This window comes from Leucothrix arctica, assembly GCF_003172895.1.
GTDB classification, from domain to species: Bacteria; Pseudomonadota; Gammaproteobacteria; order Thiotrichales; family Thiotrichaceae; genus Leucothrix; species Leucothrix arctica.
In genome coordinates, this window is record NZ_QGKL01000035.1 from 240,584 (window position 1) to 256,085 (window position 15,502).

The window sequence follows — 15,502 nt, forward strand, 5'->3', positions numbered from 1 at the left end:
GAGTTAAGGGGTGTTAAATAAGTCGCGGATCATTCCGGCTTGTAATAGTTGAGGCAATAACTCGGCCTGTTTAGTTCCAGGGGCGTACCACGCGTAAACGGGCACTGAGTTACGACCAAACTGAGCTAATGACTCGGTAATCGCTGCGTCGTGGTGTGTCCAATCGGCACGTACCAGCAACACTTTGTTTTCTTTGAATAAGGCTTGAATAGGGTCAGTGTCGAGTACTAGCTTTTTATTTACCTGACAGGTAATGCACCATGCCGCAGTGTAATCGACAAAGACCGCCTGATTATTCGCACGTGCTTCTGCGATTTTTGCCGCATCAAACGACTGCCAACTGCTTGTTGAAAGCGTTTTCTGGGAGCTAGCAGGTGTTGTTATAACCGATGTAAATGCGGCAGCTAAAGCGATAACCGCAATACCCGCAGCCATCCAGCGTCTAGCTTTAGAAGCAGAGCGTCCAAGCCAAATGGCAAAGACTAATGACACCATCAACAAACTCGCAATCAGCCAACCGTTATCGCCGACTAAACGTCCTAGCACCCACAGCAACCAAATCACTGTTAGGTAAAGCGGGAAGGCTAAGAACTGCTGCAAGGTCACCATCCAAGCACCGGGCTTGGGTAGGCGACGCAATAGTGCAGGTGATAAACACAACAGTACAAATGGCGCGGCCAGACCTGCGCCAAGACCAAGGAATATTGCCATCGCAGAAGTGGGTGGTAATGTTGCCGCTGCACCCAGCGCCACGCCCATAAACGGCCCAGTGCAAGGCGTTGCAACAAACACTGCCAGAACACCTGTGATAAATGCACCACCACGATGATTACCTGCTGCGGTCATGAGTCTGTGACCGAACTCAAACACACCGCTAAAGGACAAAGCCATCAGCCAGAATAAGGTGATCAACGCTAAAATAACGGGTGCGGATTGCAGCTGAAAGCCCCAGCCAATCGCACTGCCACTGGCGCGTAATAGCAGCAATAAACCGCCTAATGCGCCAAATGTCACCAACACACCTGCGGTATAAGCAAAGGCTTCACTGAGTCGTTTTGATGCGGGTGACTGGACTAAGCCCATCATCTTGATCGATAACACGGGGAATACGCAGGGCATTAGGTTAAGGATCATACCGCCAACAAAAGCGGCTAACAGCAGCAACCATAAGGGCTGCGTTGCTTCTACTGGAATAGGTTGAGCGGCTGCGGCTTGAATAGGCACGTTGCTTAAACGCCATGCTTTCTCACCATCCGTCACGACAAAGTCAGTGGTCGCTACTTGGTTGGCAGACACGCGCTCGAAGGTGTAACTCATGCCGTTACTAACTTGCTTAACCTTTGGCTCTGCTGCTGCGATTAGGTCGGCATCTAGTGGGAAAATAGTCGCTTGTTTAGTGGCGTCACTAAGCGTCAGAGTGATTTCGGTCGCACTGGTTGATGTAAGGCTTTGTACTGACCATAGATTACTTGATGAAGCTTGCGGCACACGGTTAAGAAAGTTATCTCGTAATGCTAAGTCGCCTGACTTCCAGTTAGCTGTTTTGCCAATAGGGCGGGTTAACGTCATTTGCCCAAAGCCCGGTATGCAGTCGATTTTGCAGACTAGCCACTCCAGATCAACCGTTAGCGATAATGACTCCGCGCCAGCTTCAGGGGTGATAGGTAGCAGGTAAGCGACATTGCCTTCGTAGCCGAGGTTGGTCAGGTGAGCGACGGGTAAGCGTGTTGGGAATGGCCACTTTACAGGGTCAACGGTTGCGCCTGTTGCTTGTATGTCAAAGCGCGGTGCTGCGCCTGAGTCTCCCGCATTTCTCCAATACACATGCCACTTGGGGTCTACTTCAAAGTAAAAACCGATGTGTTCAGTGCTGCCCGACGCGAAGGTGTCAGGCGCAAGCCAGCGAACCTTTACGTGGTCGCCAGAGGTAGTTTCTTCAGCACTGACAGGCGTCGTCCAAATAAGGAAGAGACTAATAAACCAAAATAATGCCACTGTGTAAGTGGGTAGTTTCATTGCGTTTGATTCCTTTGTGGTAGGTCAAGCAGAGCATGTACCAAAGCTTCGAGACTAAAGGTTTATCAATAATGACACTAATTACGGTTTTTTTAGATTGCTAGGGGCATGCTTTACAAAGATTTACCCTATTGAATATTACTGTGGCGCATTTCTCTGGGTTTGATTGAACCGATCGATAAAAATTTGTAATTTGAATACAATATCGTCTATGAAAACAATATTCGAATCAAAAGATTGGGCAACATGCTCTACCTGCGGCAGTGCTCGCAACCGAGGCGATAGCTGTGACTATTGCGGGAGAGTCTATAGTGATGTCATTCACCAAAAACAAAACCCAGCAACAACCTTTCTCAAGTCGTTAAGTCATAAGTACCAAGTTGAGCGGCAGGGTGATGAACTACGCATTTCATGGCGCTGGGGTGGTATGAAAAGTGCTGGGTTACTGATCTTTTTTGCGATTTGGAATTCGCTCATCTTTTCAGGGGATTATGGTTTCAGCGATGACATTAGTTATTGGGAAGCGTTTTTGTCGATCTTTCCCATACCAGCGCTTCATATGGTCGTCGGGATTATTGGGCCAATTTACATTTTAGTGCGCATGATCAATAGCACGACCATTAAAGCGAATAGTCAGACGCTCACGGTGACCCATCATCCTATTCCATTGGGAAAGCGTCATCGTTTTCAGTCTTCTGAGATAGAACAGCTATTTGTTTCTGAGACTCAGGTTTCTGGTAAAAAGAAAAGCAGGTCTGTGCCAGAGCTGCAACTCATTACCAAGTCTGGCGTTCGTCATCGCTTGCTGAAAGGAAAGAAGACGGTCGATTTCTCAGATTATGAAATGATGCGAGAGCAGTTATCGAATGCACTGGATATATAGTTAGCGTCGCTACAAGTTGTTGCGCGTTATCAGTAATTAACTAAGCCGACTTTGAGAGGTGGCATTATGGAATTCAACCTGAGTCAAGATTATATCAGAAAGCAAATCCGTGGCCCTTTTGTGAATATGATGGTCATATCAATTCCCACAGTTGCTTTTGTAGTAGGGAACTTTGTGTTTGAAAGTGTGATGCATGGAGTTGCGGGACTTATTGTACTGGTCGTTATACTTCTGATTTTATCTATTGAAGCCATAAAAAAATCTAAATATTGGAAGCGTTTCGGTCCGAGTATTTCGGTTTCAGTACATGATGATTATATTATCGACAAAGGACTTGATGGTGAGAGTAAAATAGCTGTTCAAGCGATTGACTCTGTTCAGGTTAAAATGAAAAAGGGAGATGTCAGGTCTATAAATCTTAAATCGGTCACAGGCATGAACGGAGAGTTGAAAGGGTATGAAAATATGAAACTTCTTTCTGAAAAAATATCTTCAGTCGTTGGTGAAGATAAAGTAAGTGTGTCTCGTTCTTTTTTCTAAAAACGCACCGGTAATATGAATTGCATCGTATTCTCAGTTGATGCGATAGTTACCTTAAATAAAATTGACTTGAGATACACCTATGACACGTTTCGCCGTTATCTTAGTGATTGGTTTGCTGTCTTCATCTTCCGTGATCGCTGACTCACACAAAGCAATTACCAGCTCTGCAACAGGGCAGGCGGTGACGAATATATCTGCCAATGGTGGTTATCCATTTGATGGTCGCGTTGATGAAAAGTCAGACTTGGATGACTTACTCACATTAGCATGGGGCGAGGCTTCTTTAGGACTTCACCGTGGTCATCGAGAAGTTCGTGCAGTGCTGGAAGTCTTTCTTGGCATCAATCACGACGAAATGCACGTCTTGATGGAAGACCATAATTTGAATCTTGCTAAGACTTGTGAATATCTTGGTTTGGAACCAGAAAAATTGGTTGAGTCTCTAACGGCAAGCTTTAATCCGTTTATTCAACAAGGCGTTGATGGCGGTGTGATTACAGCGACAGAAGCTGAGAGCTGGAAGAAGCAAATACGTGGGGAGTTTAGCCGTCGGGTTTATTGGGTGGGTTGATGGCTTCTTTAATCATTTAAATACATCTCCCATCCTTCAAGTCCATTTGGTAAATCAAGCTGCTCGGCCAAACCTGTTAATGCTTCCAACGATTGCGCATGCTCAATTTTTTTAGCGATTTGATAGGCTTCTGCCCAACTTTTGTACGCTTCTTTTTGTTGGCTATTTTCCCATTGAATATGACCAATATTTATAGTGGTAACACATAACCCAGCTGCATCGCCGATTTCCTGTTGAATTGCCAGAGATTGCTGTAGGTATTTGAGTGCCGTTTCATAGTTGCCGCGAACGCGATAGATTTGGGAAATATTGTTGAGCGTTGCGCCTTTGCCGTACTTATCGCCGATCTCCTGTTGAATGGCAAGAGATTGCTGTAGGTATTTGAGTGCGGTTTTATAGTCGTCGCGAGCGGAGCAGGCTAGTGAAATATTATTGAGCGTTATGCTTTCGCCGGACTTATCGCCGATCTCCTGTTGAATGACCAAAGATTGCTGTAGGTATTTGAGTGCGGTTTCATAGTCGCCACGAGCTTGAGCAATAGTAGCCATATTGTTGAGTGTTGTCCCTTCGCCGGACCTATCGCCGATCTCTTGTCTTATGGTCAGAGAGTGCTGTAAGTATTTGATTGCGGTTTCAAAGTCGCCACGAGCCTTGAATATTTGGGAAATGTTATTGAGCGTTACGCCTTCGCCGGACTTATCGCCGGTCGCCTGTTTAATGGCCATCGATTGCTGTAGGTATTTGAGTGCGATTTCATAGTCGCCGCGAGCGTGCGCAGTAGTGGCCATGTTGTTAAGTGTTGTGCCTTCGCCAGATTTATCACCGATCTCCTGTTGAATGGCCAGAGATTGCTGTAGGTATTTGAGTGTGGTCTCATAGTCGCCTCGGGCCTTGAATATTTGGGAAATATTATTGAGCGTTGAGCTTTCGCCGGACTTTTCGCCAAGCTTTTTATATATCTCGTCTGCGGTTTGGTAGTGTTCTAATGCTATTGTTTTGTTTCCAAGATGGCTATTTAAAAGTCCTTGATAATTAATCGCTCTTGCTTTTGATTTTAAATCTTCAAGTGCACAAAGTGTCGGTAACCAATGATCCAATATAGTGTGACGTTCCCCATGCAGCGACAGCTGTGAAATTGTATTGAATGCGCTAGCGGTCAATTCTTCTAAAAGTTCGTTAGATTCTTCTGTATTTGCTTTTGTAAATAAAAGCTTCCACCACTTAAAAGCGGTTAACTCTGATGTGTAGTCTACGGCTGCTCGTGAGATGAAGGCATGTGTATCCTGGGGGGATAATTCTTGAGCAGTCACCAGAGACCTTTTAAGCGACCGTGTAAAACCACCTGTTCTATATTGAGAGTCTTGTAAGAGAAAATACTCCGCAAAAATATCAGGTTGCAGCGAACCACTAGGGTTACCAGATAACTGTTTTATAACCTCGATGTAGCGTTCTAGCTCGCTTTCACTATTGGCTATATCTGTTTCGTTTAAAGCATCATAAACATGATTTTCATCATGCTCTAGGTCTAAGCCACCCGACAATGTTGCGATAGTGAGTAGTTTATAAATCGAGGCTTTTTCATTTTCTGAGTATTGACTAAGTGTTGCTTGCCAGCGCTTTTCCTCACGATCTAACACATGTTTTAAAAGCTCTGCTTGCGTCCAGTTTCTAACTTGATGAATACTGTGATGTTTAATCGCGCTAGCAACCATGCCAATAAACAATGGTCGGCCATTGTTACTGAGTGTTTCAAGTACCTCCCAAAAGTCACTGTCTTGGTCTGGTAGTTTTTCCTCACACTCTAATGAGTCGAGAAAGCTCTGTAGTGCCTGTTGTTGTTCTGGACGAGTGAGCGGGTGGAGTTCGTGCGGCTCTGGCGTATGTAAATAGCTTTTGCGAGTAGTTGCATTGGCTGAGCTTGAAGTCAGCGACTTCCACCAGCTTTGTTGTTCGGCAACTCGCTCTAAAATAAGTAGCGAACGGGGAAGTCATAGTCGTTTTGGTGCTGGATAAAATGGTCAATCCAGTTGGCTATTTCGTCTGGGTACTCTGCCGCGTAGTCGATAGTAATTATAGTTGGCCTAGCTGGTTGCCAGTTATCTAGAGCATCTGACTTGCCAAGTTTGTCTGAGTGCAGAAAGCCGACATCACAATAAGTTTGGCGTGAAAGCAGAGCATCTAAGGCAAGGCGGCTTTTGCCAGTGCCGCCTTCACCGGTAATGACTAGCCAGCTAAAGTTTTTGTCAGTGTCAAAAAACTCGTTGAGTAACTTTAGGCTGTTATCACGACCGATAAGCTTTGCTTGGCGACTTTTAAACGTGAGCCATAACGGGCTGCTTTTTTGTGCTTGTTGGTCGAGCGCATTCTCAGTATCTGTGATTAGGAATTCTGGGGTTTGAAGGTCTAGGTTGAAACTGAGTTGTTCAACGATGTTATCTAGTTGTCTACGAAGTGCGTCCTGTGCTTCTGTTTGTTGGTTTTGACCCAGTAACAGTTGGACTAAGCCTTGTTGCTCAGGCTTTAAATTTTCCCAGCGTGCTTTATTTGTGATTAGACCTGCTAAGTGTTCATCAGAGGCGATGGTAAACGCTTCTCCAAGGGCATTATCGGTTCTTGTTTTGAGCGTATTGAGGATGTTTTGGGTAAAGTTGAAGTACCATTCTTTTTCACTCATTCTATCGTGGAGTTTGGTCATCCAAGCCTTACCAACGATCTCGCCAGCTTGAGCTAGACGAGCAATGATAAAGGGTGCGACGTATTTAAGCGCCAGTCGTACACTCGCTTTATTAATGCCAGTTTCTTCGTGAATCCACTGTGCCAAGACTTTGTTTTTATCATCATCGGTAAAGTACTCCTTAAAGGCGATTAGCTCATCTAAGATTTCCGAGAAGTCTTTGCTGGGGGGAGTGGGTGTCTTTGGCATTTCACATCCTTATGGTTTGTATAGAAGATTAGCACGGAGTGATGATTTTCAATAATATATCGCTGCGTTTTGGTCAGCGGTATTTATTCGCGCCATTTTAGGCCTATTTATGGCGCGAATAACGGGTCTAATCGCGCCATAGCACTCAAGACCATTCAGTGATTAGCGTCATTTTCATATAAGCTGTACTTCACCTCGCCAAAACAATGAGCCATAAAAATGAACACCGTCACCCTAACACTAGACGAAATCCACACCCTCGCACGCGCTGCTCTCCTAAAAGCCGGCAGCAACGAAGAGATGGCCAATTGCGTCGCAGACACGGTCACACGCGCAGAACGTGACGGCTCACATTCACACGGTCTTTTCCGTATTCCAGGTTATGTCGCGTCACTTGTTAGCGGCAAAGTAAACGGCAACGCCAACCCCAAAGTAGAACACATAACTCCAGTGATGATTCGTTGTGATGCAGACAATGCTTACGCACCGCTTGCCCACGCAAGATGCCTCGATCAGCTAGCAGAAGCGGCGAAAACCTACGGTATAGCGATGGCGCAAATTACCCGTTCTCATCACTTCGCAGCGTTGTGGCCTGAGACCGAAACGCTGGCTGAAAAAGGACTCGTCGCATTCACTTGTGTGAACTACATGCCGATGGTTGCGCCCTATGGTGCTAAGGAAAAAGTCTACGGCACCAACCCCATTTCATTTGCATGGCCAAGAGAGGGAAGTACCCCTGTCGTTTTTGACATGGCGACCTCAGCAATGGCGATGGGTGACATACAAGTCGCTGCACGAGATGGTAAAACACTGCCTTCGGGTGTTGGCTTAAATGAAGCGGGCGAACCGACTACCGACCCGAAGGATATCGACCCAAATACAGGCGGTGGAATGATCCTGCCATTTGGAGGCTATAAAGGCTCACATATCTCAATGATGGTGGAATTATTGGCAGGGCCATTGATGGGGCAAACGGTGAGTTTTGAAACCGAAAAAACAGATAATAACGATGGCGGCCCACCTGCTGGCGGTCAGTTTATTTTAGCCATGTCACCTGAAATTACCTCAGGTACGGCAGACTGGGGAACTGGTGCAGACTCGTTATTTGATAAGCTAAAGTCGTTTGATGGTGTGCGTTTACCCGGTGAGCGCCGCCACAAAAACAGACAAGATACTGGCCCAAGATCAATCAATGCTGAGTTGGTAAAAACGGTGTCTGATTTAGGATAAAGATTATTTAATTTATAAATTATTTCAAAATATTTTCTTGAAAAGCAAAAATACGGCCTCAGATTATTTTTACCAACACTTCGACTCTCTGGGTGTTTTGTTGGTAACAATCATTTTTAATTTCGTATGGCTTCTAATGGAGAATATGTCATGAACACGATCGATTTATCACCGCTTTACCGTAACAGCATTGGCTTTGACCGCATGGCTTCATTGCTAGATAACGCAATGAGAACAGAGTCTGCAAGCTCAGGCTATCCCCCTTATAACATCGAGGTGCTAGAGGAAAACCGTTACGCTATTTCACTGGCGATAGCAGGTTTTGCTGAGAGCGACCTAGATATAAACGTAGAAAAAGGCGTGCTCACCGTCCGTGGCAAAAAGGACGATGAAGCAGAGCGTGAGTACCTACACCGTGGTATTGCTAACCGTGCTTTTGAGCGCAAGTTTAACCTTGCTGATCATATAGAAGTAACGGGCGCAGACCTTGCCAACGGCTTACTCACCATCAACTTGCTTAAAGAAATTCCAGAGGCGATGAAGCCACGCACTATCTCGATTAACTCGGGTACGTCAGCGGTTGGAAAAGCAACTGAAGAGCCAAAAATACGAGCCGCATAAAGCTCAACTAGCAGTGTACGCACTGTTTCAAAACTAGAAAGTAATAGAGCGTGAATGGGAAACTATTCGCGCTTTTTTATTGATTAATCCAAGACATAAAAGCACTATTGGCTTCGCTATTTTAAATTATTAGGAACAACTATGGATCCAATCACTCAAGGTGCTTTTGGTGCGGTATTTGCGCAGTTGCACGGCCGTAAAAAAGACATCGCGAAAGCGGGTGTTATCGGTGCGTTAGCAGGCATGGCGCCCGACTTGGATATCCTTATTCGTTCGATGAATGATCCGTTGTTGGCGTTGGAATACCACCGTCACTTCACGCATTCGCTATTATTTATTCCCTTTGGTGGTTTGATTGTTAGCTTGGTGCTACACCCCTTATTGGGCCGGCGATGGGGGCTGAGTTTTTTACAAACCTTGCTGTGGTGCATTATTGGTTATGCCACTCACGCTTTGCTGGACGCGTGTACTAGCTACGGCACGCAGTTGCTTTGGCCGCTGACTAATACTCGTTTTTCATGGGACATTATTTCCGTTATTGACCCATTGGTGACCGTGCCAATTTTGGTACTAACGATACTGGCGGCTCGTCGAAAGGCGCGGGGCTATGTGTTTTTAGCCATTGCGTGGTTGGTGTTGTATTTTGGCTTTGCGGCTTACTTGCACGAGCGTGCATTGGCAGAAGGCGTGAAGCTGGCAGAGTCACGTGGACTAGAGGTGGTAAGGCTTGAAGCTAAGCCTAGCTTTGCAAATATTGTCGTTTGGAAGATCATCACGGAAACCAAAGATACATTTTATGTGGACGCGATTAAACCGTTTGGTGACACGCCCAACGTTTGGGAAGGGCAGTCGTCTAAGAAGTTAGACATTGACCGTGACTTACCGTGGTTGGATAAAAGTTCTCAGCAAGCGAAAGATATTGAGCGTTTCCGTTGGTTCTCTATGGACTATATTGCACTAGATAAAAACAACCCAAACCGCGTGGCTGACATCCGTTATTCACTGTTACCACAAGAGATTCAACCGTTATGGGGAATCGATTTGTCGCCAGATGCGACGCCTGAAGATCACATCGTTTACTATAATGATCGTGGTGATAGTCGTGGTGCAGTTAAGCGTCTATGGCAAATGATATGGGAGTAATGTTGCATGTTAGTGCTATTAGTTGAAGACCATCGTTTATTAGCCGAGACACTTATCGACTACCTTGCGACGGAGTCTATTGACGTGGACTACGCCTCGACAGGGACGCAGGGGTTTGAGTTGGCGACGACTCAGACGTTTGACGCGATTATTTTGGATGTAAACCTGCCGGGTATGGATGGGTTTACGATCTGTCAAAAGCTGCGTCAGCTGCACAAAATAGACACGCCCATTATCATGTTAACGGCGCGAGATCAGCTTGATGATAAGCTGTCTGGGTTTGAGCATGGCGCAGACGATTACTTGGTGAAGCCGTTTGAAAACCAAGAGTTAGTGATGCGTTTACAAGCTTTGGTTAAGCGTAACCGTGGCCAAGTGACTCAGAAGCAGCTCAGCATTGGTGACTTGGTGTTAGACGGTGGTAGCCAGCAAATTACACGTGCTGGAAAGTCGGTGGAAGTGTCACCGACTAGTTTCCGCATTTTAAATATTCTTATGCGTGAGTACCCCGACGTGGTGACGCGTGAAGCCATGGAGCAGGAGTTGTGGGGCAGTGACGTGCCTGACACTGACGTGCTGCGCAGTCATATTTATAATCTGCGTAAAGGTGTTGATCATCCGTTTGATCAGTCAATGGTGCAGACGGTGAAGGGTGTTGGGTTGAAGCTGGTTGTACCTTTTTGACCAGTTTATTGGTGTTGGAAAAACTAAAGTATCTAGCCTTAGCGTGGTAGAGGACTTATGTGGTGAGATTGTCATGTCGTTTACTGTTGTTTTTGACTTATTATTAATCTCCACTCGTCCAATTATATATTTATTTTGATGTTATTTAGGTTATGGTTAACCCATAAAAAATAATGTTGAATTCTTATGAACAAGTCTCCTCAAGTTCTGTTTGATCGTGAAGCCCGCTCGATGGCGTATTTTGAAAAACAACTTCAAGATGTTGAAGAACGTGGGATTAAAAGTATCACGTTTCTGATTGCTTCCGAGTACCTTCAAAACCAAGACACAATTGATCCCTTTTTAAAGAACATGACTGTTCCAGTGTCGGGTGGTGTATTCGGTGAAGTTATCTATGACGGTCAGTACTTTACGGATGGGATGATTGCCGTTCTCTGGTTTCACGAGACACGAGTATCGACGTTTCTGGATGCTAGCAACTTGAGTTCAGTATTATATCAACAACAAGATTCTATTTTAGAAGGCACAGACCATAAGACTAGTTTGGTCTTTTCCAACACTAAAATGCGAGCGGCAGAAGCGGCTTTAGATACGCTTTACTATCGAAATGGACAAAGCTCTCAGTATGCAGGTACCGGCACAGGTATCTTGTCAGACCTAGATGGTAGCAGTATTGTTACTAATGATGGCTTGGTTGCAGATGCGGTGCAAATTACTTCGTTTCCGTATAAGCAAAAAAACCATGTTGGTCATGGTTGGGCGGTTTTATCTGGCCCACACTTGGTGACAGAGTCGGAACAAAATAGGGTTAAGACCTTAGATTATCAAGCGATAAAACCTTATTACGAAAGCCTGATTAAAAATAGCGTCGGTGACGAAGCGAACGATCTGACGTTTCAACAAATGATAGAAATATATCCCATCGGCATCCAGCCTTACGATGAGGATATGATCGTAAGAGCCATACAGTCTTCTGATGATGAGGACATGCATTTTTTCGGTGACATCCCCGAATTTTCAAGTGTTTATATTCTTTCTGGTAAACAGGAAAATTTACTAAACTATGTGAGAAATAAGGCTGATAGTTTTAAAACGATAGCCAGTGAGAAACCAGATCTCTCGATTGTTTTTAGTTGTTCTGGTCGACGCGCCCACATGGCAGAAAAGAGCGATGAAGAGTTAGCTATTCTGACTAATAGCATGGGTAATAGTCGTCAGATTATTGGTGTCAGATCAATTGGTGAAATTGCGAGTAACAGTACCGGTCTGGCGTGTTTTCACAGCATGTCTTTAGTTGTGGCTAATTTATGGATATGAATGCAAATGCAGCCTATCACTTAGTGATGTTGCAGCAAGAGTTAGTGATGGTATTGGGCTCTTCTTCTGAGCCAGATGAGATTTTGCAGCGTTTTACTATGCGTGCTATCAAAGCGCTCAACCTTCGCTGTATCTACATCATACAAAAAGAAAATAAAGCGGTAGGGCTTGAGGATTATCACCATCGAGTGCCGTTGTTGGCACCTAGCATTGAAACGCATCCTCACCTAGAAAAGTATGTCTCTGCTGACTTGCCTGAATCTAGTGAGTTTGTTGAAGAGATCGTCATTGACCACGTTTATTGGTACTGCTACAGCATTAAAAACTTAGGTTATATGATCATTGAACGAATGGCTAAACCGTTTAATGCTGGTTTAATAACGGCTCTAAACGCGCCTATTACGAGGTTCGGCCAGATCTATGTCGATAGGATGCAGTTTCTCTCGATTGATCGAGACCATGATCATATAAAAACTATTTCTGAGCATCTTAAAACAGAGAAAAATAAGCTGACACACATCCTTCACGCGATTAAAGATGCAGTGCTGGTGTTTGATGATAATGGTGTGGTTGATTTTATGAATCCAGCCGGAAGAAGACTACTAAACGTTAAAAAATTCTCTAGTATTAATAATAACGTCACAAAGTATTTCAGAATTTTAGATAGTGTGAAATTCCAAGATATTACAAATGAGATTTTTAAAGCCTGTCAAAAAGAAGGTAGTTGGTTTTACGAGAAGCCAGTCGTTTTGTCGCTCACCGATAATTGTAGGCTGGTGGTTCGTTTGAATGTGCAAAGTATTCCGGACCATGTGAAAGAAGGACAAGAGGGAAGTCGCTATTACGTGTGCACTTTCAACGACATCACAGAAGCGCACCAGTTGCAGCAAGAGCTAATATGGCATGTAAACCATGACCCTTTAACTCAGGCATTTAATCGTCGTGGCTTTGAAGAAAAAATGAATCAGATCATTACTGACAAGCGTACTAAGCCTTCGGTATTGATCTGTATGGACCTTGACCGCTTTAAACATGTGAATGATATCGGAGGTCATTTAGCCGGAGATGCGCTGTTACAACAAGTCACTACGCTAATGCTTCAAGAGATTAGCGACAATGACGTGTTAGCGCGTGTTGGTGGGGATGAGTTTTGCGTTATTTTAGAGAATTGTACGATAGATAATGGGCTAAACATTGCTGAGCGTATTCGTAAGAATATTGACCGTCTGCGTTTTCGCTGGGAAAGAAATATATTCACAGTCGGCATCAGTTTGGGTGTGACCAAAATTAAAATTACTGACACGGATGCGGATGCTATTTTTCTTCGTGCTGATGAAGCGTGTTTATCGTCTAAAGAAAACGGTCGTAATCAAGTCACACTAGCTGATAAAAATACCTCTAAAAAGGGTGATGTTGAATTAGACCTCAGTTACCTTCATTGCGTTAATTTGGCGTTACTCAACTTAGATGATAGTTACCAGTTTGTTTTGTACCGACAGCGCATTATTCCTGTGTCAGATGTTACTAAAACGTCACATGAGGAAGTGCTATTACGCATTCGAAAGGATGGCAAGTTGATTCCTCCTAATGCCTTTTTACCTGCTGCTGAGCGTAGTGGAAAGATCAGTGAGATCGACCTTTGGGTACTTAAAAAGACGCTACGGTATTTGCGAACCAATAAACAATGCACTTTGAATGTGAATATTTCAGGGGTGACGTTAAGCACTGCTAATAGTCGTGCGATGTTGTATGACCTTATTTCTGAGTTTCCATTAGAAGCTAACTATTTGTGCTTAGAGATTACAGAGACTTCGGCAATAACTAACCTTTCTAAGTGTATTGCTTTCATGGGAAAGCTGAACTATTTGGGCGTATCTTTTGCCCTAGATGACTTCGGAACAGGGGTGTCGTCTTTTAGTTACCTGAAGAATCTACCTATCAAATACCTTAAAATCGATGGTTCTTTTATTCGAGATATTTGTGATAATGAGATCGACGCGATTGTGGTCCAATCAATTGTATCTGCCGCAAAGGCAATGAATATTTTGACGGTTGCAGAGTATGTCAGTAACTCAGATATTTTGGCCAAAGTGACAGAGATAGGCGTGGATTATGTACAAGGTTATTACCTTGGTGAGCCAACGACGCTTGTTACAGAGAAAGCATTTAGCTGAGGTGAACCCGCTAGTGATTTCTTATCAAAGTGACTGTTACCGTTGTACCTTTCTCTACCTCGCTATAAATCCCTAAGCGCCAATCAAAGCGCTGGCAAAAACGTCTCACTATATCCAGCCCCAAACCATAACCACCTTGTTGTGTACTTGAGCGCTCAAACGGCTTTTGTATGCGTTCTATTTCGTCCTTAGCAATGCCTTTACCACTGTCACTAATACTGACGCTACTTTTCCGTATCGTGACGATTACCGTGCCTTTTTCTGTGTAATTGCATGCATTTCTCAATAAGTTGCTGAGCACAATACTGACGGCTTGATTGGGTGCTTCGACTTGCAAGTCAGCCTGTTCTTCCAAACTAATCACCACATGTTGGTCAGCGTTGTGGGTATTGTTTACTTGTTGAATTAGGGTAGGGAGTAACTTATTGAGTGTCACTGTCTCTTTGTTTTCTTGTCCTAACTTGCTGTCACGTGCCAATACCATTAGCGTTTCAATCATGGATAGCATGTCATTTGATGTCGTTTGCATTCGCTTGATGGCGCGTTGCTGAGCGGGTGTTTTGTCCTTTTGTTTATCCAGTATTTCAAGTGACCCTTTGATGACGGCCAGAGGTGTGCGAAGTTCGTGACTCACATCATGTGTAAACTCACGCTCGCGTTGCAGTTGGTTTTTTAACTGCTGGGTAAACCCTTTGAGGGAGTCGGCAAGCACGCTCACTTCGTCTTTGCTATGTTCTTGTGTGTACTTATCCAATTGCAATGAGTCGAGTTCGTCCTTCGAGAGGTCAAAATGACGCATAGTTTGGGCTAATGACATCAATGGTGAGAGTGTTTTGCGTGAGTACTTGTAAACAAACCAGGCTGACAAATAGATGATGATAAGCACCATACTCAGTGGCATTACACCAAAGTAAAACGATAGCGCACGGACACTTTGTTCATCAAACAATAGGAATAACTTCTTATTATCCCGAACCTCAGTAAACAAAATCGGCTTGTGCCCGTCAAACACAACTCGTCCATAATTATCGCTAATATCACGTAACTCAGTCGGAACGTTGTTTAAGTTGTCATCTATTGATATGTAGCCGCGTAGGTTGTCAGTGTTTGGTACTGGGTGGTTTGGGTTTTGTTCTAATTGTGCCCAATAGTGTATGGCCTCGTTTTTTAAGGCTGTTTTAACCATGACCTGCTCAACAATGATGGCCGCGACAAAAACACCCAGCACCGTTACAGTACTGATGAATAACAGTTGCAGCACAAATACTCGAATCAGTTTGTTGTTGATACCCGACTTTTGCAAAATATTTTCCTATCTTCACGTTGTTTTGACATTGTCATTGGCACACTAAAGCCATTGATTATTCATTGTGTCCTGAATTAAGAACACTGTCGAG

Annotated in this window: 13 protein-coding genes; 9 read left to right on the forward strand and 4 right to left on the reverse strand. The window is 44.3% G+C overall.

Annotated features, from left to right (window positions below; translation table 11 throughout):
* Positions 1-3: 3 nt before the first annotated feature.
* Positions 4-2,016: a protein-disulfide reductase DsbD family protein gene (locus DKT75_RS13460; RefSeq protein ID WP_109823954.1), complete on the reverse strand. Its 2,013-nt coding sequence runs from the start codon at positions 2,014-2,016 to the stop codon at positions 4-6.
* Positions 2,017-2,227: 211 nt separating this feature from the next.
* Here DKT75_RS13460 and DKT75_RS13465 point away from each other — a divergent pair, with 211 nt between their 5' ends.
* From DKT75_RS13465 to DKT75_RS13475, 3 genes are all read left to right on the forward strand, one after another.
* Positions 2,228-2,899 (forward strand): hypothetical protein, encoded by a 672-nt coding sequence (locus DKT75_RS13465; RefSeq protein ID WP_109823955.1) that lies wholly within the window; start codon positions 2,228-2,230, stop codon positions 2,897-2,899.
* Between the two features lie 66 nt (positions 2,900-2,965).
* Positions 2,966-3,439, forward strand: coding sequence for a hypothetical protein (locus DKT75_RS13470; protein ID WP_109823956.1), 474 nt, complete (start codon positions 2,966-2,968; stop codon positions 3,437-3,439).
* A gap of 82 nt (positions 3,440-3,521) precedes the next feature.
* On the forward strand, positions 3,522-4,013 hold the full coding sequence (locus DKT75_RS13475) for a hypothetical protein (protein ID WP_109823957.1): 492 nt from the start codon (positions 3,522-3,524) through the stop codon (positions 4,011-4,013).
* An 8-nt stretch (positions 4,014-4,021) separates the two neighbouring features.
* On the opposite strand, the gene DKT75_RS13480 is transcribed toward DKT75_RS13475, so the two are convergent.
* Positions 4,022-5,737 (reverse strand): tetratricopeptide repeat protein, encoded by a 1,716-nt coding sequence (locus tag DKT75_RS13480; protein WP_211665425.1) that lies wholly within the window; start codon positions 5,735-5,737, stop codon positions 4,022-4,024.
* A 239-nt stretch (positions 5,738-5,976) separates the two neighbouring features.
* Positions 5,977-6,936 (reverse strand): P-loop NTPase family protein, encoded by a 960-nt coding sequence (locus DKT75_RS13485; RefSeq protein ID WP_109823959.1) that lies wholly within the window; start codon positions 6,934-6,936, stop codon positions 5,977-5,979.
* A gap of 219 nt (positions 6,937-7,155) precedes the next feature.
* Between DKT75_RS13485 and DKT75_RS13490 the strand changes: the two genes are divergently transcribed.
* The 6 genes from DKT75_RS13490 (at position 7,156) to DKT75_RS13515 (ending at position 14,105) form a co-directional block, all read left to right on the forward strand.
* Complete coding sequence (locus DKT75_RS13490; protein ID WP_109823960.1) at positions 7,156-8,166, forward strand: Ldh family oxidoreductase; 1,011 nt, start codon at positions 7,156-7,158, stop codon at positions 8,164-8,166.
* A 150-nt stretch (positions 8,167-8,316) separates the two neighbouring features.
* A complete protein-coding gene (locus DKT75_RS13495) occupies positions 8,317-8,787 on the forward strand; it encodes an Hsp20 family protein (protein WP_109823961.1) in 471 nt (156 codons plus the stop codon).
* A gap of 141 nt (positions 8,788-8,928) precedes the next feature.
* Complete coding sequence (locus tag DKT75_RS13500) at positions 8,929-9,930, forward strand: metal-dependent hydrolase (RefSeq protein WP_109823962.1); 1,002 nt, start codon at positions 8,929-8,931, stop codon at positions 9,928-9,930.
* 6 nt (positions 9,931-9,936) lie between these two features.
* Positions 9,937-10,614 carry a response regulator transcription factor gene (locus tag DKT75_RS13505; protein WP_109823963.1) on the forward strand — a complete coding sequence of 226 codons (678 nt, stop codon included), beginning with the start codon at positions 9,937-9,939 and terminating at the stop codon, positions 10,612-10,614.
* 186 nt (positions 10,615-10,800) lie between these two features.
* On the forward strand, positions 10,801-11,931 hold the full coding sequence (locus DKT75_RS13510; RefSeq protein ID WP_109823964.1) for an FIST C-terminal domain-containing protein: 1,131 nt from the start codon (positions 10,801-10,803) through the stop codon (positions 11,929-11,931).
* A complete protein-coding gene (locus tag DKT75_RS13515; protein ID WP_109823965.1) occupies positions 11,922-14,105 on the forward strand; it encodes a sensor domain-containing protein in 2,184 nt (727 codons plus the stop codon). Before DKT75_RS13510 ends, DKT75_RS13515 begins: the two co-directional genes overlap by 10 nt.
* Positions 14,106-14,115: 10 nt before the next feature.
* Here the strand turns inward: DKT75_RS13515 and DKT75_RS13520 are convergent, their stop codons facing one another.
* Entirely contained in the window at positions 14,116-15,408 is a 1,293-nt protein-coding gene (locus DKT75_RS13520; protein ID WP_109823966.1) for a sensor histidine kinase, read from the reverse strand.
* Positions 15,409-15,502: the final 94 nt, after the last annotated feature.

What these genes read in the sequence shown, in the direction of transcription:
- DKT75_RS13460 (WP_109823954.1), bottom strand. Translation starts at nt 2,016, where the DNA reads ATGAAACTACCCACTTACACAGTGGCATTATTTTGGTTTATTAGTCTC.
- DKT75_RS13495 (WP_109823961.1), top strand. Translation starts at nt 8,317, where the DNA reads ATGAACACGATCGATTTATCACCGCTTTACCGTAACAGCATTGGCTTT.
- DKT75_RS13515 (WP_109823965.1), top strand. Translation starts at nt 11,922, where the DNA reads ATGGATATGAATGCAAATGCAGCCTATCACTTAGTGATGTTGCAGCAA.
- DKT75_RS13485 (WP_109823959.1), bottom strand. Translation starts at nt 6,936, where the DNA reads ATGCCAAAGACACCCACTCCCCCCAGCAAAGACTTCTCGGAAATCTTA.
- DKT75_RS13475 (WP_109823957.1), top strand. Translation starts at nt 3,522, where the DNA reads ATGACACGTTTCGCCGTTATCTTAGTGATTGGTTTGCTGTCTTCATCT.
- DKT75_RS13505 (WP_109823963.1), top strand. Translation starts at nt 9,937, where the DNA reads ATGTTAGTGCTATTAGTTGAAGACCATCGTTTATTAGCCGAGACACTT.
- DKT75_RS13465 (WP_109823955.1), top strand. Translation starts at nt 2,228, where the DNA reads ATGAAAACAATATTCGAATCAAAAGATTGGGCAACATGCTCTACCTGC.
- DKT75_RS13470 (WP_109823956.1), top strand. Translation starts at nt 2,966, where the DNA reads ATGGAATTCAACCTGAGTCAAGATTATATCAGAAAGCAAATCCGTGGC.
- DKT75_RS13490 (WP_109823960.1), top strand. Translation starts at nt 7,156, where the DNA reads ATGAACACCGTCACCCTAACACTAGACGAAATCCACACCCTCGCACGC.
- DKT75_RS13510 (WP_109823964.1), top strand. Translation starts at nt 10,801, where the DNA reads ATGAACAAGTCTCCTCAAGTTCTGTTTGATCGTGAAGCCCGCTCGATG.
- DKT75_RS13500 (WP_109823962.1), top strand. Translation starts at nt 8,929, where the DNA reads ATGGATCCAATCACTCAAGGTGCTTTTGGTGCGGTATTTGCGCAGTTG.